Origin of the sequence: Streptomyces sp. NPDC012769 (assembly GCF_042901205.1) — a bacterium.
Taxonomy (GTDB): domain Bacteria; phylum Actinomycetota; class Actinomycetes; order Streptomycetales; family Streptomycetaceae; genus Streptomyces.
Genome location: NZ_JBIBCP010000001.1, coordinates 1404395 through 1420396 on the forward strand (window position 1 = coordinate 1404395; position 16002 = coordinate 1420396).

The window sequence follows — 16002 nt, forward strand, 5'->3', positions numbered from 1 at the left end:
AGAGAGAGGCCCCGGACACCGTGCGCGATCCCTCCCGCCCGCCGGCCCCGGTCCGTGACCGGGCCGTCCGCATCCAGCACTTCCGGCCCTCGGTCTTCAGCGAGATGAGGGAGCTGGCCGTCCGCACCGGGGCCGTCGACGTCGGGCAGGGGGCGCCCGCCATGGCCGGGCCCGCCGCCCTGACCGCCGCGGTCGCCGCGGCCGTCGAGAAGGGCCTCAACCAGTACTCCCCCGCGGCCGGTCTCCCTGAGCTGCGCGAGGCCGTGGCCTCCTACCGGCGGCGCACCACCGGTGTCCGGTACCGGCCGGACACCGAGGTCGTCGTCACCGCGGGCGCCACCGAGGCACTGTCGGCGGCCCTGCTCGCGCTCTGTGACCCGGGGGACGAGGTCCTCACCTTCGACCCCTGCTACGACGCCTACTCCGCCTGCGCGGACCTGGCGGGCGCCCGGCTGGTGACCGTACCCCTGGCGGCGGGGGACGACGGCTTTGCGCTGGACGAGGCCGCGCTGCGGGCCGGCTTCGGGCCGCGCACCCGGGTGCTGCTGTTCAACACCCCGCACAATCCGACCGGGAAGGTCTTCACCGACGAGGAACTCGCCGTCGTCGCCGCCCTGTGCCGGGAGCACGGGGTGATCGTCGTCGCCGACGAGGTCTACGAACACCTCACCTACGACGGCCGGCGGCACCGCACCATCGCCGCGCTGCCCGGCATGCGGGAGCGCACCCTCGTCGTCTCCGGGGCGGGCAAGACGTTCAACGTCACCGGCTGGCGGATCGGCTGGGCCTGCGGCCCGGCCCCGCTGGTCGACGCCGTCCTGTCCGTCAAGCAGTTCGTCACCTTCGCCGCCGGCACGCCCTTCCAGTCCGCCGTGGCCGGGGCGCTGTGGGACGTGGAGGGCTGGGCGGCCGAGCTGCGCGAGGAGTTGTCCGCCCGCCGCGACCTGCTGAGGGACGGGCTGGAGGCGGCGGGTCTGCCCGCCTTCCCGGGCGAGGGCGGCTACTTCGTCCTGGCCGACGTGCGGGGCTGGGGCTATCGGGACGACGTGGAGTTCTGCCGGGACCTGCCGACGCGGGCCGGGGTGGTGGCCATCCCGTGCTCCGCCTTCCACCACCGCGAGGACGCCCCCCGGTGGATGGCCCGGTTCGCCTTCTGCAAGTCCGCCGAGGCCGTCGCCGAGGCGGTGACCCGCCTCGGCGCCGCGGCGAAGGGCGGCCCGACACGGTGAGCCGCCCGAGCCTCTGAATCAGCCCCCGCCCCGCTCTCACACGGCGGGCGGGAACCTGTCCCAGGCCCGGTGCTCCGCGAGGGCCGTGGTGGCCGCCGCCACGGCCGCCGCACCGCTGTCGGCCGTGATGACGCCGGGTCCGCCGGCTTCGATGCCGGCGGTTTCGAGGAGGGCCGTGGCGTCGTTCCAGCCGCCGACGGCCTTGCCGTGCCGGTAGGCCTCGGTGAGCAGCAGCAGGACCCGCGGGTCGGGGCCCTGCGGCCGGGGCGAGCCGGCCTTCGCGTCGCGGGCGCCGTAGGCGTCGGCGCCCGCGGCGGGCGTGCCGGCGAGGAGCAGGGCGTCGAACTCGACGGAGCGGGCGGTGGCGAAGGTCCGCTGGACGGGCACGGGTTCGCCGTCCCCGTCGAGGGTGCCGCCGGTCGGGGCGATGACGAGCGGTGTCATGCCCGCGTCCAGGACGGCCTGCCGTGCGGCGCGTACGCCCGCCAGGTCGGCCGTGTCGTCGGCGACGATGCCGACGACCCTGCCGTCCGTCGGCCAGGTGTCGCCCAGCTGGGACAGCGCGGGGCTGGGCTCCACCCGCGCGAGCGGGACGGTGGCCTCGGGAGCCGGCAGGCCGAGACCGGTGGCGACCTGCTCGCACAGCACCGGGTCGATGTTCGCCAGGACCTGGAGGACCCGTTCCTTGACCGCCTGTTCGTAGCACTTGCCCAGCTCGAAGGTGTACGCGGCGATGATGTGCTCGCGCTCGACCGGCGTCATGCTGAGCCAGAAGAGCCGCGGTTGCGTGAAGTGGTCCGAGAAGGAGGCGGGCGCCTCGCGCGCCTTCCGCGCCTCGGAGACCCGCACGGGCGTCTCGATGTAGGCACCCGTGTCGGCCCCGGCGAGGAAGGGGCAGCCGCCGTCCAGGCTGTTGGGACGGTACGGCGCCACACCGGTGTGCACGGCCGTCTGGTGCATGCCGTCCCGCAGCATGTCGTTGACGGGGGCGTGCGGCCGGTTGATCGGGATCTGGGCGAAGTTGGGTCCGCCCAGGCGGCTGATCTGGGTGTCGAGGTAGGAGAAGAGCCGGCCCGCGAGCAGCGGGTCGTCCGTCACGTCGATGCCCGGGACCAGGTGACCGGGGTGGAAGGCGACCTGCTCGGTCTCGGCGAAGAAGTTCTTGGTGTTGGCGTTCAGGGTCATCAGGCCGAGCGGCTGGACCGGCGCCCGCTCCTCCGGAACGATCTTGGTGGGGTCCAGGAGGTCGATGCCCTCGAAGGTCTGGTCGGGGGTGTCGGGGAAGACCTGGATGCCGAGTTCCCACTGCGGGAAGGCGCCCGCTTCGATGGCGTCGAAGAGATCGCGCCGGTGGAAGTCGGGGTCCATCCCGTTGACCAGCTGGGCCTCCTCCCAGACCAGCGAGTGCACGCCCAGTTTCGGCTTCCAGTGGAACTTCGCCAGCACGGTGTCCCCGGCGTCGTTGACCAGACGGAAGGTGTGGACGCCGAAGCCCTCCATCATCCGGTACGAGCGGGGGATGCCGCGGTCCGACATGTTCCAGAGGGTGTGGTGCGTGGCCTCGGTGTGCAGCGACACGAAGTCCCAGAACGTGTCGTGCGCGCTCTGGGCCTGCGGGATCTCCCGGTCGGGGTGCGGCTTGCCCGCGTGGATGATGTCGGGGAACTTGATCGCGTCCTGGATGAAGAAGACCGGGATGTTGTTCCCGACCAGGTCGAAGGTGCCCTCGTCCGTATAGAACTTGGTGGCGAACCCCCGGGTGTCGCGGACCGTGTCCGACGAACCCCGCGAGCCCAGCACGGTCGAGAAGCGCACGAAGACCGGCGTCTCGACGTCCCTCGCGAGGAACGCGGCCTTGCAGACCTCGCCGGCCGTGCCGTAGCCCCGGAAGACACCGTGGGCGGCGGCGCCGCGCGCGTGCACCACCCGCTCCGGGATGCGCTCGTGGTCGAAGTGGGTGATCTTCTCCCGCAGATGGTGGTCCTGGAGCAGCACCGGTCCGCGTGCCCCGGCCTTCAGCGAGTGGTCGGTGTCGTGGAGCCGCGCACCCTGGGCCGTCGTCAGATACGCGCCGCTCTGCGCGACCCGCGCCTGGGCCGCCCCCGTGGCCTGCCCGGTGGGGCTCACGGTCTCCGGTCCGCTCTGGTCCGGCTTGGCCGGCAGGGGCTCCGCCGACTGTGTGGGTTCCTCCACGGTGGGGGACACCGGACCCGGTTTCCCCGGCAGGCCGCCGTCGCCCGGTTCCGGGGTCGCGTCGGAGTACGCGTCGGAGTGCTCGGTCGCCATCGTTTCTCCCAAGAGACGGTGTGGGGGGACCTCCCAGCCATAACCGGGGCGCGCCCCGGCCAAGCGGAGGCCGGGCGGCTCTCACCCGTATCGGCCGGGAATCGCGGCATCTGACCGACGCCGTCGCCCCTCGGCTTGATCCATCTCTCCCCCGTCTGCCCTGGAGACCCGGACGAAACCCCGGAGCCCCGGACGAAAACGGTCGAGCCGGGCGGTGCGGAGTCCGGGGCGACGGGTCCGGTGGAAGTCCCCTCGCATACGACCCGGAAAGCGGGGTACGCGGCGCGTCGGACCGGGCGGTCGGCGCCCGTACTGACGAGAGGAGAAGCACTGTGCTGATGGCCCACCCCGCCGTGTTGAGCAATCTGATCGAGCAGTACGAGACGCTCAGGGTGCTGCACGCGGAGAACGGCAGCGCGGAGGTACGACGGCGGATGGACGACATCGCGTACACCCTGTGCGTCTCCACCGGCACGCGTGACGTGGACACGGCATTGATCGCCGCCCGCCACCGGCTGCCCGGCGCCCGTCCCGAGGACGACTCGATCCTGATGGCCTGACCCTCACGACCACACCGCGAAGGGGCGGCTCCGGAAGTCCGGAGCCGCCCCTTCGCGGTGTCGCGGCCGCGTCAGATGCGGCCGCCGGTGAGCCGGGAGATCGGACCGCGGCTGCGCAGTCCGGCCCGGCGTCCGAGGGCGTACGCGCCGGTGAGCGCGGCCGCGGCACTGACGGCCGCTCCTCCGCTGACCGCCTTGCGGGCGCGCACGGCGCTCCACACCATGTCGCCGGTGCCGCGGACGGCGTGGACGGCGGCGAGGGTCTTCTCCGCGAGGGGCGCGGGAAGGGCGGCCAGCGTTCCGGTGCCCGCTTCTCCGGTCTCCTCCACGGCGCGGACGGTCTTCTTCGCCGTGGCCGAGGCGGCTCGCGAGCCGTTGCGGCGGGACGGGGTCTCGTTGCTCTTCTCGGATGCAGTCATACGCTTCGTCTGACCGGGCCCGGCCGGAACAAACCCGGCTTCACAGGAGTTTGCCGAGCGGCCCGAGATCGATGTTCAGGTCCTCCGGCTCGAGCCCGAAGCGCTCGCGCAGCAGCGCCATCCGGTCCTCCAGGAGCATGAGGGTCAGACCGATCCGCTCTTCCTGCTCCTCGCTGAGATCGCCCGCCTCGACCCGGCGCAGCGCCTGCCGTTCCATCAACTGCCGCAGCAGCTCGACGACGGTCAGGACCAGACAGGCCAGGTCGCGTTCGACGGTGTCGGGGTCGAGTTCCACACGTCGCGGCCGTCGTTCCGTCATGGCGCCACCTGCTGCCAGGGGGAGGGCACGGCGTCGCCGACGGAGCTGATGAGCGCCTTGAGATCGATGCGCACGAGGTCGACGTCGGCCATCCGCAGGGTGAGGTCGCCGGCCAGCACGACACCGCCGGCCAGCAGCCGGTCCAGCAGGTCGACGAGCGCGATCTCCCGCTGGTCGGTCATCATCGCTCCCGCCCTCCCCCGGACGCGGCCCGCGCGAAGGAGTAGGGCACCCAGGGGCCCGTGATCTCCAGGCGCAGCCCGGTGTGCGCGTCCTCTACCGGGGGCACGGCGTCGAGGAACTCCTGCCGCCCTTCGTCGCGCACGAGGTACGCGGCATTGAGGACGTTCCGGCCGGGGGCCCGGGCGAGGCGCGCCTGCTGGGGCGGGTGCAGGACCGCCTCGAGCGCCGCGCCGGTGAGCACCCGGTGCAGCCGGTGCGCGGTGCGGGTCACCGTGTCGTCGGCGTCCCGGCGGGAGCGCTGCTCCCCCAGGCGGCGGCGCAGGTAGTCGCGCCCGGAGGCGGCACGGGCGGTTCCGCCCCCGGTGTCCGGCGGCCCGGCGGCCGGCCCGCTGCCGGCGGCGGCCGCCTCGTCGACGTACAGCTTGACGCCCCACTCGTGGACGCCGGTCAGCCGGTCGAGGGCCTGAGACAGGTCGCGCTCCCCCTCGTCGAGCAGCCTGCGCACGCCGGACGGGCCACGGCACACGGTCGCGAGCCGCAGGGGGACGGTGGTGGCCTGCCGGCCCGCCGCGGCCACGACGGCGTGGTGGGCGTGGGCGACCTCGGCGAGCCAGTCGAGGTCCTCCAGCCGTTCCTTCAGGGGCGCTTCGTCGAAGTCGGCCGCCGGGACCGGTTCGACGAGGGCCGTCAGGCCCCGGTGCTCGACGGTCGCGAGGCCCGTGCCCAGCGTCTCGCCGGACGCGGGGCCGGGGGGCGGCCCGTCGGTTCCGAAGGGGGCCCGCACGACGGCGTACACGTACAGCAGCGGTTCGTCGTTCATGTCTCCTGCCTCGCCTCCAGTTCGGCGATCCGTCGGCGCAGCTCCTCGTTCTCCCGGCCGAGCTCGCCCCGCCGGGCCTTGGAGGACAGCGCGGGGTCCTGCTCCCACCAGTCGATGCCCATCTCCTTGGCCCGCTCGACCGAGGCCACGACGAGCCGCAGCTTGATGGTGAGGAGTTCGATGTCGAGGAGGTTGATGCGGATGTCCCCGGCGATCACCACGCCCTTGTCGAGGACGCGCTCCAGGATGTCGGCGAGGTTGGCCGGCTGTTCGTCGTACGGGCGGGGAAGCCCCGACGCCATCGTCATGCCCGGTCCTCCTTCCGTGAGGCGCGGTCGCCGTCGCGGTCGTGGTGGCGGTCGCGGTCGTGGGCGCGGCGGCCTCCGCGGCCGGTGGTCAGCCGCGCGCGCAGGCGCCGGACGCGCCCGGTGCCGGCGGCCAGCGCGGCCGTCAGCAGTCCCCGGGCGCGTCCGGCCCGTCTCGCGCCCGCCAGGGTCAGCGACGCCAGGCCGTGGGTGCCGCCGGTGAGCCCGTGGAGCCGGGCGGAGGACCGGCCCGCGACCCGGGCGACGCCGACGAGGAGTCGTTCGGTACGGGTCATGGCACTCCTTCCGCCCGGCTCATGGGGTCCTCCTCGCCTGCGGGCGGGCGTCGAGGCGGGCCAGGAGGGCGTCCTCCCGGCGGTCGAACTCCTCCTCGTCGATCTCACCGGCCTCGAAGGCCGCCACCAGCGCCGCGAGTTCCTGGTGGACGACGGCCGGGTCGTAGTACTCCCGTTCCGCCACCTCCACGACCTGCCGCAGCACCCAGGCGGTGCCGCGCACCGGCGCGGCCGGCAGCAGGAGGATCTCCTTGAGCAGTCCCATGGGGTCAGTCCGTCTCGACGAAGCTGTACGGGGGCAGCGGCCCCGTCACCTGCTCCTGGAGGTGCTCGTGCTCCTGGTGGAGGGCGCGCACGGCCTCCAGGAACTCCTGCCGGCGTTCGCGTTCCACCAGGAACGACAGGTTGGCCAGCCGGCCGGTGCCCTCCGGTCCGTGCACCACCGCCGCCGCGTACGGCGCGAGGGTCCGCTCGACGAGGGCCGCGTCGGTCCTCTCCCGTTCGGCGACGGCTCGCGCCACCATCTCACCGAAGGCGATCTTCTCCTCCTGGCTCCCGCCGCCCGCCGCGCGGTTCGCGGCGTGGCGGGCCATCAGGTCGGGGTCCTCGGCGAGGACGACCTGGAGGACGCCCTCCTCGTCGTGATGGACCTTCACGTTGAACTCGTCCTTGCCGTCGAGCGCCTTCAGCCGCTCCATGTAGCGGTCGTGGTGCTCGGCCAGGACGGCGGCGACCGTCTCGTCGTCGGGGGACACGCCCCCGAAGCGCAGCGGCAGCACCGGGCCGTCCTTGCCGGCCCGGATCACGACGTGCTGGTGGGCCAGCAGGTCACGGCGCTTCGGCTTCAGCTCGGCGGGGGCGTCGCTGCACAGCGCCACCAGGTCGCCGCTGCGGACGCTGCGGACCGGCCGTGGCGGGTCGCCGATGCCCTCGATGTCGTCCGGAAGGCTCCGGTCGGCGGGCGCGATGACGTAGACGTACGTGCTCATTCCTTCTCCTCCCCGCGGGTCGAGCTGCGTCGGCGCGAGCTGCCGCCGCTGCCGCTGCCACTGCCGCTCTTCTCCTCGGTCGCCTCGTCACGTGCCTGGTGGAAGGCGTCGGAGATGGTCTGCGCGGCGCCGCTCAGGGCGCCCTTGGTCTTGGCACGCGCGCCGGACTCGGTGGCCTCGCCGACCAGTTCGGGCAGGCCGGGGTTCTTGCGCGGGCCGGACTCCAGGTCCAGCCGGTTGCAGGCCTCGGCGAACCGCAGATAGGTGTCGACGCTGGCCACGACGACCCGTATGTCGATCTTCAGGATCTCGATGCCGACCAGGGAGACGCGGACGAACGCGTCGATCACCAGGCCACGGTCGAGAACCAGTTCGAGTACGTCGTAGAGACCGCTGGAGCCGCCTCCTCCGGAAGCGGCCGGAACGGTCTGGGTGGGTACCACGGTCATGATGCTCGGTCTCCCTCTCGTCTCGGGTCGGACGGACGGGTACGGATGCGGGTACGGGACGGACGGGTGCGGACGCCGGTTCGGGGCGGCCGCGGGCGCGGCGCTCAGCGGCGGTCCGCGCGCCCCCGCTCGTACCGGTGGGTGCGCCGGTGGCCGACGAGCTGTCCTTGGCGGTCGACGTCGACCTCGTACGACGCGAGCAGGCTCATCGTGTCCGGGACGCGCCGGAGTTCGAGGACCTCGACGGTGAGGCGCCAGCCGCCGTCCTCGCCGCGCGAGCAGGCGCTGACGGTCTCCGCCGGCTGGTTCAGCAGCTGCTCGAGCTGCTCCATGGCCGTGCGGCTCACCTCGGCGACCGGCGGCGGACGTTCGGGCTCGGCGTCAGCCGACCTGCCCTGCGTCCGGCTGTCCGATGAGTGGGCCACGATGCGCTCCTTTCTCGTGTCACGGGGTGCTTTTCGGACGAACGCTCCCGGTCCGCCTGCCCGGCGCGCGCCACTCCACGCCCTTCCGGTCCGGGTTTCCCGGGTCCGGCCGGGAATCCCCTCCGCGTACGGATAGGGGCGGCGGGCGAGGGAAGCCGCGCAATGTCCGCCCGATCAGGGGAACGGTTCACAGCGCGTCGCACCGGGGTGGCCCTCCGGCCCGCCGTAGCGTGTGCGAAGTGGAGGCACTCAGATGACAGCTCTGCCCGGCACCTACGAGTCGTACTGGATGGAGAGCGCACCGGGGACCGCGCACTCCGGCCCGACCGGCGACCTGGAGGTCGACGTCGCGGTCGTCGGCGCGGGCGTCGCCGGCATCAGCGTGGCCTGGGAACTGGCCCGCGCGGGGCGCCGTGTCGCGCTCCTCGAAGCGGACCGCGTCGCCGCGGGCGTCACCGGATACACGACGGCGAAGCTCTCGGTCCAGCACGGCATGATCTACGCGCGGCTGCGCGACACCCTCGGCGCCGAGAAGGCGCGGCTGTACGCGCGCTCCCAGCAGGAGGCCGTCGAACACGTGGGCCGGGTCTCGGCGGAGCTCGGGATCGACTGCGAGCTGGAGCCCGCGCCGAGCCACTTCTACGCGCAGCGGGCGGACGCCGTGGACGGGCTGCGGGAGGAGGCGGAAGCGGCGCGGGAGGCGGGCCTGTCGGCCTCCTTCGTGGAGGACACCGAGCTGCCGTTCCGGGTCGCCGGCGCCGTGCGGATGGAGGGGCAGGCACAGTTCCATCCGCGGAAGTACCTGCTGGCGCTCGTCGCCGATCTCGTCGAGCGCGGCGGCATCGTCCGCGAACGCACGCGGATCGTCTCGCTGGACGAGGGCGATCCCTGCCGGCTCACCACCGAGCAGGGGGCCGAGATCGTCGCCCGCGACGTCGTCGTGGCGACGCACTACCCCGTCTTCGACCGGGCGTTGCTGTTCTCCCGGCTCGAACCCCACCGGGAGCTCGTCGTCGCGGCGACCCTCCCCGCCGACCGCGCCCCTCAGGGCACGTACCTGACGCACGAGCAGAGCACCCGCTCGGTGCGGACCGCTCCTTACGGGGAGGGCCAACGGCTGCTCATCGTCACCGGGGAGGTCTTCACCCCGGGCGACGGCGAGGTGGGGGCGCGCTACGAACGGCTCGCCGCCTGGACCTCGGAGCACTTCCCCGAGGCGCGCATCACCCACCGGTGGGCGGCCCAGGACAACACGACCACGGACGGGGTGCCGTTCGTCGGGCGGTTCCACCCCGGCGCCCGGCACGTCCACGTGGCGGCCGGCTTCGGCGGCTGGGGCATGAGCAACGGTGTCATGGCCGGCCGCCTCCTGGCGGCGCACGTCGCGGGTGAGGAGCTGCCCTGGTCCTCGCTGTACGCCCCCAGGCGCCTCCATGTCCGTGAGGCGTCGTCCCTGCTCAAGCTGCAGGGCTCGGTCCTCAAGCACTTCGTCGGTGACCGGCTCGCCTCCTCCCACGTGGACGACGTCGAGCAGATCCCGCCGGGTACCGGGGCGGTCGTACGGGTCGGCGGCCGGCGCTGCGCGGTCTACCGTGACGAGCAGGGCACGCCCCACTCCGTCTCGGCGCGCTGCACCCACCTGGGGTGCCTGGTGCACTTCAACGACGCCGAGCGCGCCTGGGAGTGTCCCTGCCACGGTTCGCGGTTCGCGCCGGACGGCAGCGTGCTCCAGGGACCCGCCGTCCGCCCGCTCGAACCCCGCCCCCTCCCCGGTGCCGAACGGGCGTCGGACGAGGGGTCGGAAGAGGGGGCCTGAGAAAACTTCTCCCGGAGGCGAATCCTTTCCGGACCTCCCCGCCTCTTATGTGCGTACCGGCCGAACGGGCCGGCCGAACCGGGAGGAAACAGCAATGGTCACTGCCCTCGTCGTCGTGGGAGTCCTGCTCGTGGGCGCGTGCAGCTGGCACCTGATGCGGCGCTACAACAAGAGCCGCGGCTGAACGGTGCCTGCGCACAGGGCGGCTTCCCGTATGAGTAGCGCATGAACCCACGCTTCCCCTGGCCGGACGAGCAGCTGATCAAGGCCGCTCAGGACGGCGACGTCACTTCGCTCACCACCGTCGTCATGGAGTCGCAGCCTCATGTGCGCAAGTTCGCCCTGTCGCTGTGCGCCTCGCCGCAGGACGCGGAGGACGCGGCGCAGGAGGCGCTGATCACCCTCTACCGGAAGATCGGCACCTTGCGGGCGACCGGTGCGCTCGCCTCGTGGATGTTCCGGATCGTGCGCAACGAATGCCTCCGGCAGGTACGGCTGCTCGTCCCGCGGAGCGACGAGGCGTCGGCCGGGCCGGAGGCGTCCGCGGAACCGTCCGCCGAGGACGCGGTGCTGCACAGGCTGGAGGTGGAGCGGATCGCGGCCGCGGTCAGCGCCCTGCCCCGGGAGCAGCGACAGGTACTGATCATGCGGGACGTCCAGGGCCTGCCGGGCAGGACCGTCGCCCACACGCTCGGTCTGAGCACCGCCGCGATGAAGTCGCGGCTGCACCGGGCGCGGGCGGCGCTGCGTGACGCGCTGGCGGCCGCCGACCGGACATCCGATCAGGCCATCGACCCACCAGTCGGAGGAGACCCACGACCGTGAACATCATGAAGCCCGCCCAGGGCACGAAGACCCCGATCGCCGCGCCGTCCACGGTGTCGTCCGCGGCGCCGTCCGCGGCGCCGGACTTCGCCAGCAAGTCCGTCCCGCGCCATCTGGCGCGCGGCGCCATCGGTTTCGGGCTGATCATCGGCTCGATCGCCATGGTGCCGGTGGCGGGTCCGGTGACCCTGCTGGCGGCCCCGCTGGCCCTGATCGCCTTCCGGGGCTGCCCCACCTGCTGGATGGTCGGCCTGGCGCAGACCATCTCGCGCGGCCGCCTGGAGCGCAGTTGCGTGGATGGCGTCTGCACCCTCACCAAGGCGAACCCGGCGGCGTGAACCACGATCCTTCTCAGGGAGACGTCGTGGAGACCACGTACACACGGGGGAAGGCCGGGTCGGTGAGGTCCACCATGATGTCGCTGGTGGGGCGCGGCCTCTCCCGGCTGACGGTGGTGCCGGACCAGTCCCGGCCGGCGCGGAAGTCCCAGCCCACGATCCCGGCGTCACGGCTGCCGACGGTGACGTCGCCGGCGGTGAGGGCGGCCCGGCTGGTGCCGCTGTCGTGGAGGTAGGCGTCCAGACCGGCCGCGGTGGTCGTGAACTGGACGTAGAGCCGGCTGGTCTTCCAGTTGCTGGTCTCGTAGTAGGCCACGTGCCAGGCGTCGGAGGGGACCGGGATCTCGTAGATCCGGCGCTTCATCAGCGAGGGCCGGTTGTCCTGGAGGCCGACGACGGAGGACTCCCGCTCCTTGTCGCGGCCGCTGTCGCGGCTCTGGCCGGCGGAGATCACCAGATAGCCGGCCGGGACGCCGACGAGGAGCACGATGATGATCGCGGTGAGCCACCGGCGGCGGATCATGTGCCGACGGTCCTCGGGAAGCCTGCCGTCCTGGTGGTCCAGGGTCGCTGTCGGGTGGGGCACGGTCATGAAGGCGGGTCCTGGGTGGTGCGGGGGCTGCGGTCGACGGTGGCGGCGGCACCGCGCAGGGCCTGCGCGTAGCGGCCGTACCGCTCGTAGCGCTCGACCCGGCGCCGGTTGGCGCGGCGGAAGCGGCGGGCGACGAGCCGGGCGAGGTCGGCGGCGCCGACCATGCCGGCCTCGGGGCCGAGCTGGGCGCGGGCGATCCGGGCCTCGGGGCGGTAGCCGCGGCCGGTGAGGTGCCGGCGGAAGGCGTCCCTGGCGGGGCCGATGAGCAGGTCGTCGGCGGCGGAGACGCCACCGCCGATGACGAAGCAGGACGGGTCGAGCGCGGCGGCGAGGTTGGCGATGCCGACGCCGAGCCACTGGCCGATGTCCTGGAACAGCTCGACGCACATGGCGTCGCCCTCCCGGGCCAGCTCCGTGATCAGCGGGCCGGTGATGTCGGGGACGCTGCCCTTGACCCGCTCGATGATGTTGTACGCCACCGGGGAGTCGGCGGCGGCGAGCTCGCGGGCCTCGCGGACCAGGGCGTTTCCCGAGCTGTACTGCTCCCAGCAGCCGCGGTTGCCGCAGGGGCAGCGGTGGCCGCCCGGGACGACCTGCATGTGGCCGAACTCGCCGGCGACCCCGTACTTGCCGCGCTTGACCTGGCCGTCCTCGAGGATGGCACCGCCGATGCCGGTGCCGAGGGTGATCATGACGAGGTGGTCCTCGCCGCGGCCGGCGCCGAAGCGCCACTCGGCCCAGGCCGCGGTGTTGGCGTCGTTGTCCACCATGACGGGGACGGCGAGCCGGTCCTGGAGGGCGTCGCGCAGCGGCTCGTTGCGCCAGGCGAGGTGGGGGGCGAAGAGTACCCGGGCCCGGTCGGCGTCGACCCAGCCGGCCGCGCCGATGCCGACGGCGTGCACGTCGTGGCGGTCGGAGAGGTCCAGGACGAGCTCGACGATGGTGTCCTCGACGACCTTGGGGCTCTTGGACTTGTCGGGGGTCTCGGTGCGGACCTTCTCCAGGATGTTCCCGTCCGCGTCGACGACGCCGGCCATCACCTTCGTACCGCCGATGTCGATGCCGACGGTCGGCACGCGGGGCGCCGTCAGGTGCGAGCGCCGCTCCCGGCTGCCGATCGTCCGCAGGACCGTGCCGCGGGCGGATCCGCGGTGGGCGAGGTCACGGTAGGTACTCATCGGCTCGATTCTGCCAGGTGGGGTGTGAGGGACGCGTTATGAAGCGGAGGGCGGGCCGGGCTGTCGCTCCAGTTCGTGGCGGAGGTCCTCCAGCTCGCTGCCGCCGGCCATCTGGCGGGTCAACTCGTCCAGGGTGAGGGAACCCTTGGTGTGGCTGCCGGCCATGACGCCGCGCTTGAGCAGGACGAAACGGTCGCCGACGAGGTAGGCGTGGTGCGGGTTGTGGGTGATGAGGACCACACCGAGGCCCTGGTCACGTGCGGCGGCCACATACTTCAGGACCACTCCGGACTGCTTGACGCCGAGCGCGGCGGTCGGCTCGTCGAGGACGAGGACCTTGGCGCCGAAGTGGACGGCGCGGGCGATGGCCACGCACTGGCGCTCGCCGCCGGAGAGGGTGCCGATGGGCTGGTCGACGTCGCGCAGGTCGATGCCCATGCGGAGCAGGGCCTCGCGGGTGGTGGTGCGCATCAGCTCGACGTCGAGCCGCTTGAAGGGGCCCTTGCCCCGGGTGGGCTCGGAGCCGAGGAAGAAGTTGCGCCAGACCGGCATCAGCGGGACGACGGCGAGGTCCTGGTACACGGTCGCGATGCCGCGGTCCAGGGCCTCGCGCGGGTTGGCGAGGGCGACCTCCTCGCCCTCGATGCGGAAGGTGCCGGAGTCGTGTCCGTGCAGACCGGCGACGATCTTGATGAGGGTGGACTTGCCGGCGCCGTTGTCGCCGAGGACACAGGAGATCTCTCCCGCGTTCACCTCCAGACAGACTCCTTCGAGGGCGCGGATGTTGCCGTAGTACTTGCTGACGGCGTCGAGCTCGACCAGCGGCGCGGGCGCGGCGGTCTTCGTCGTCGTGGTCACTTGGCGGCCTCCACGCGCTTGCGGATCCAGGCGTTCAGGAGCGTGGCGAGCAGCAGCATGGCGCCGAGGAAGAACTTGAACCAGTCGGGGTTCCACTCCGCGTACACGATCCCCTTGCCGGTCATGCCGAAGATGAAGGCGCCGACCGCGGAGCCGATGGCGGAGCCGTAGCCGCCGGTGATCAGACAGCCGCCGATGACGGCCGCGATGATGTAGATCAGCTCGTTGCCGACGCCCTCGCCGGACTGGACGACGTCGAACGAGAGCAGCAGGTGCTGGCCGGACACCCAGGCGCAGAAGGCCACGCCCATGTAGAGGCCGATCTTGGTCCTGTGGACCGGGACGCCGACCGCGCGGGCGGCGTCGGCGCCGCCGCCGACGGCGAAGATCCAGTTGCCGAAGCGGGTGCGCAGCAGGATCCAGGTGGCGACGGCGACCAGCGCGATCCACCACAGGATGGTGACCTTGAGCTCGACGCCGCCGACGGTCCAGGTGGAGGCGAACAGCGCGCGGGCGGAGGGGAAGCCCTCCATGTCGGCGATCGACTTGGTGGAGACGGTGCCGCTGATCAGCTTGGTGAAGCCGAGGTTCAGTCCGGTCAGCATGAGGAAGGTGCCGAGGGTGATGATGAAGCTCGGCAACTTGGTGCGGGTCAGCATGAAGCCGTTGAACGCGCCGATGGCGAGGGTGACCAGCAGCGAGACGCCGACGCCCACCCAGACGTTCGCGGTCATCTGGTAGCTGAACATCGAGGAGATCAACGCCGAGCTGGTGACCAGGACACCGGCGGACAGGTCGAACTCGCCGCCGATCATCAGCAGCGCGACCGGCACGGCCATGATGCCGATGGTGGAGGCCGCGTACAGGACGGTGCCGAGGCTGGAGGGGCGCAGGAAGCTGTCGGCGACCGCGGAGAAGAAGACGAAGACGGCGATCGCGCCGACGATCGAGCCGAGCTCGGGCCGGGCGAGCAGCTTCTTCAGCGGCGAGGTGCGCAGCAGGCGTTCGTCGACGTGGTCGAGCCCGTCGGAGGGCGGTGCGGCGGCGCTCATCGGGTGCCCCGCTCGGTGTAGCCCTTCAGCGCGGCGGCCTGGTCCTTGGTGATGATCTGCGGGCCGGTGAGGACCGGCTTGCCGCCGCCGAGGACGTCGGCGTTGTAGCGGTAGAGCCAGAGCAGGTCGACGGCCTGGTAGCCCTGGAGGTAGGGCTGCTGGTCGACGGCGAAGCCGAGGGTGCCGGCCTCCAGGGCGCCGGCGACCTTGGCGTTGAGGTCGAAGGTGTCGATCTCGGCCTTGCTGCCGGCGGTCTTCTTCGCCTGGACGGCGGCGTCGGCGAAGGGCGCGCCGAGGGTGACGACGGCGTCGATCGACGGGTCGGACTGGAGCTTGGCCAGGACGGAGGCCTGGACGTCGGGCATGTTGGTGCCGTCGACGTAGAGGTTCTGCAGGTCGCCGCCGAAGGTCTTCTTCGCTCCGGCGCAGCGCTGCTCGTGGCCGACGTTGCCCTGCTCGTGCAGGACGCACAGGGCCTTCTTGCGGCCGCGCCGGTCGAGCTCCTCGCCGACGGCCTCGCCGGCGACGGTCTCGTCCTGGCCGATGTGGGTGAGGGCGCCGAAGGCCTTGGACTGCTCGGCGCCGGAGTTCACCGTGATCACCGGGATGCCGGCCTTGACGGCCTTCTCGACGGCCGTCTTCATCGCGTCCGGCTTGGCGAGGGTGACGATGAGGCCGTCGACCTTCTTGGCCACGTACGAGTCGATGAGCTGGGCCTGGGCCTGGGCCTCGTCGCTGTGGGCGTAGAGGAAGTTGATGTTGTCCTTGACGGCGGCCTGCTTGGCGCCGTTCTGGACGATGTCCCAGAAGGTGTCGCCGTCTCCCGAGTGGGTGACCATGGCGAAGGTCCAGCGGGGGGTGTCCACAGCCGCCCTGCCCTGGGCCGCGGCCGCCTTCCGGGCGTCCTCCGCGCGCTTGCCGCCGGTGCTGCTGCATCCCGCGAGCGCGGCGGTCAGCGCCACCGCGAGCACGGCGCCGATGGCCGCGCGTACCCCTCCTGTAGGAACCCTGGTCACGAGGCCGTGCCCTCCTTTGTGTCCTTCTGCGTGCATTGCAGTATCGG

At 72.4% G+C, this 16002-nt stretch carries 21 protein-coding genes; 5 read left to right on the plus strand and 16 right to left on the minus strand.

The features are described from left to right. Positions 1-20: 20 nt before the first annotated feature. The gene (locus tag ACFY7C_RS06270) at positions 21-1229 is read left to right on the plus strand and encodes an aminotransferase class I/II-fold pyridoxal phosphate-dependent enzyme (protein WP_389644510.1); all 1209 of its coding nucleotides are present in this window, start codon (positions 21-23) and stop codon (positions 1227-1229) included. A 36-nt stretch (positions 1230-1265) separates the two neighbouring features. On the opposite strand, the gene ACFY7C_RS06275 is transcribed toward ACFY7C_RS06270, so the two are convergent. After that, positions 1266-3515, minus strand: a complete 2250-nt coding sequence (locus tag ACFY7C_RS06275; RefSeq protein WP_389644513.1) for a catalase — start codon at positions 3513-3515, stop codon at positions 1266-1268. 332 nt (positions 3516-3847) lie between these two features. On the opposite strand from ACFY7C_RS06275, the gene ACFY7C_RS06280 reads away from it, so the two are divergent. Next, on the plus strand, positions 3848-4075 hold the full coding sequence (locus ACFY7C_RS06280; protein WP_389644516.1) for a DUF5133 domain-containing protein: 228 nt from the start codon (positions 3848-3850) through the stop codon (positions 4073-4075). A gap of 71 nt (positions 4076-4146) precedes the next feature. Here ACFY7C_RS06280 and ACFY7C_RS06285 read toward each other — a convergent pair whose 3' ends face one another. The 10 genes from ACFY7C_RS06285 to ACFY7C_RS06330 all read right to left on the minus strand — a co-directional run bounded on the left by ACFY7C_RS06285 (position 4147) and on the right by ACFY7C_RS06330 (position 8280). Beyond that, the gene (locus tag ACFY7C_RS06285; RefSeq protein WP_389644519.1) at positions 4147-4494 is read right to left on the minus strand and encodes a hypothetical protein; all 348 of its coding nucleotides are present in this window, start codon (positions 4492-4494) and stop codon (positions 4147-4149) included. 40 nt (positions 4495-4534) lie between these two features. Next, positions 4535-4813: a gas vesicle protein K gene (locus tag ACFY7C_RS06290; protein WP_389644522.1), complete on the minus strand. Its 279-nt coding sequence runs from the start codon at positions 4811-4813 to the stop codon at positions 4535-4537. After that, positions 4810-4995 (minus strand): gas vesicle protein, encoded by a 186-nt coding sequence (locus ACFY7C_RS06295; protein WP_389646000.1) that lies wholly within the window; start codon positions 4993-4995, stop codon positions 4810-4812. Before ACFY7C_RS06295 ends, ACFY7C_RS06290 begins: the two co-directional genes overlap by 4 nt. After that, a complete protein-coding gene (locus ACFY7C_RS06300) occupies positions 4995-5816 on the minus strand; it encodes a GvpL/GvpF family gas vesicle protein (protein ID WP_389644525.1) in 822 nt (273 codons plus the stop codon). The genes ACFY7C_RS06295 and ACFY7C_RS06300 overlap by 1 nt, the downstream gene beginning before the upstream one ends. Beyond that, positions 5813-6124 (minus strand): gas vesicle protein, encoded by a 312-nt coding sequence (locus tag ACFY7C_RS06305; RefSeq protein WP_389644528.1) that lies wholly within the window; start codon positions 6122-6124, stop codon positions 5813-5815. Before ACFY7C_RS06305 ends, ACFY7C_RS06300 begins: the two co-directional genes overlap by 4 nt. After that, positions 6121-6417, minus strand: a complete 297-nt coding sequence (locus tag ACFY7C_RS06310; protein WP_389644531.1) for a hypothetical protein — start codon at positions 6415-6417, stop codon at positions 6121-6123. The genes ACFY7C_RS06305 and ACFY7C_RS06310 overlap by 4 nt, the downstream gene beginning before the upstream one ends. A gap of 19 nt (positions 6418-6436) precedes the next feature. After that, positions 6437-6682 (minus strand): gas vesicle protein GvpG, encoded by a 246-nt coding sequence (locus tag ACFY7C_RS06315; RefSeq protein WP_389644534.1) that lies wholly within the window; start codon positions 6680-6682, stop codon positions 6437-6439. A 4-nt stretch (positions 6683-6686) separates the two neighbouring features. Beyond that, positions 6687-7406, minus strand: a complete 720-nt coding sequence (locus tag ACFY7C_RS06320) for a GvpL/GvpF family gas vesicle protein (protein ID WP_389644536.1) — start codon at positions 7404-7406, stop codon at positions 6687-6689. Further along, on the minus strand, positions 7403-7855 hold the full coding sequence (locus ACFY7C_RS06325; protein WP_389644539.1) for a gas vesicle structural protein GvpA: 453 nt from the start codon (positions 7853-7855) through the stop codon (positions 7403-7405). The genes ACFY7C_RS06320 and ACFY7C_RS06325 overlap by 4 nt, the downstream gene beginning before the upstream one ends. Before the next feature lie 104 nt (positions 7856-7959). Continuing rightward, a complete protein-coding gene (locus tag ACFY7C_RS06330; RefSeq protein WP_389644542.1) occupies positions 7960-8280 on the minus strand; it encodes a gas vesicle protein in 321 nt (106 codons plus the stop codon). A 253-nt stretch (positions 8281-8533) separates the two neighbouring features. Between ACFY7C_RS06330 and ACFY7C_RS06335 the strand changes: the two genes are divergently transcribed. The 3 genes from ACFY7C_RS06335 (at position 8534) to ACFY7C_RS06345 (ending at position 11259) form a co-directional block, all read left to right on the plus strand. Then, positions 8534-10096: an FAD-dependent oxidoreductase gene (locus ACFY7C_RS06335; protein WP_389644544.1), complete on the plus strand. Its 1563-nt coding sequence runs from the start codon at positions 8534-8536 to the stop codon at positions 10094-10096. Between the two features lie 225 nt (positions 10097-10321). Beyond that, positions 10322-10921 carry an RNA polymerase sigma factor gene (locus ACFY7C_RS06340; RefSeq protein ID WP_389644546.1) on the plus strand — a complete coding sequence of 200 codons (600 nt, stop codon included), beginning with the start codon at positions 10322-10324 and terminating at the stop codon, positions 10919-10921. 5 nt (positions 10922-10926) lie between these two features. Further along, positions 10927-11259, plus strand: a complete 333-nt coding sequence (locus ACFY7C_RS06345; protein WP_389646003.1) for a hypothetical protein — start codon at positions 10927-10929, stop codon at positions 11257-11259. A gap of 13 nt (positions 11260-11272) precedes the next feature. Here ACFY7C_RS06345 and ACFY7C_RS06350 read toward each other — a convergent pair whose 3' ends face one another. From ACFY7C_RS06350 to ACFY7C_RS06370, 5 genes are read right to left on the minus strand one after another with little or no spacing between them, the layout of a single operon-like run. Next, positions 11273-11851, minus strand: a complete 579-nt coding sequence (locus ACFY7C_RS06350) for a hypothetical protein (protein WP_389644550.1) — start codon at positions 11849-11851, stop codon at positions 11273-11275. Next, positions 11848-13029, minus strand: a complete 1182-nt coding sequence (locus ACFY7C_RS06355) for an ROK family glucokinase (RefSeq protein WP_389644553.1) — start codon at positions 13027-13029, stop codon at positions 11848-11850. Before ACFY7C_RS06355 ends, ACFY7C_RS06350 begins: the two co-directional genes overlap by 4 nt. Positions 13030-13065: 36 nt before the next feature. After that, the gene (locus ACFY7C_RS06360; protein ID WP_389644556.1) at positions 13066-13887 is read right to left on the minus strand and encodes an ATP-binding cassette domain-containing protein; all 822 of its coding nucleotides are present in this window, start codon (positions 13885-13887) and stop codon (positions 13066-13068) included. After that, positions 13884-14939: an ABC transporter permease gene (locus ACFY7C_RS06365; protein WP_389644559.1), complete on the minus strand. Its 1056-nt coding sequence runs from the start codon at positions 14937-14939 to the stop codon at positions 13884-13886. The genes ACFY7C_RS06360 and ACFY7C_RS06365 overlap by 4 nt, the downstream gene beginning before the upstream one ends. After that, positions 14936-15955 carry a sugar ABC transporter substrate-binding protein gene (locus ACFY7C_RS06370; protein ID WP_389644562.1) on the minus strand — a complete coding sequence of 340 codons (1020 nt, stop codon included), beginning with the start codon at positions 15953-15955 and terminating at the stop codon, positions 14936-14938. The genes ACFY7C_RS06365 and ACFY7C_RS06370 overlap by 4 nt, the downstream gene beginning before the upstream one ends. Between the last annotated feature and the right edge of the window lie 47 nt (positions 15956-16002).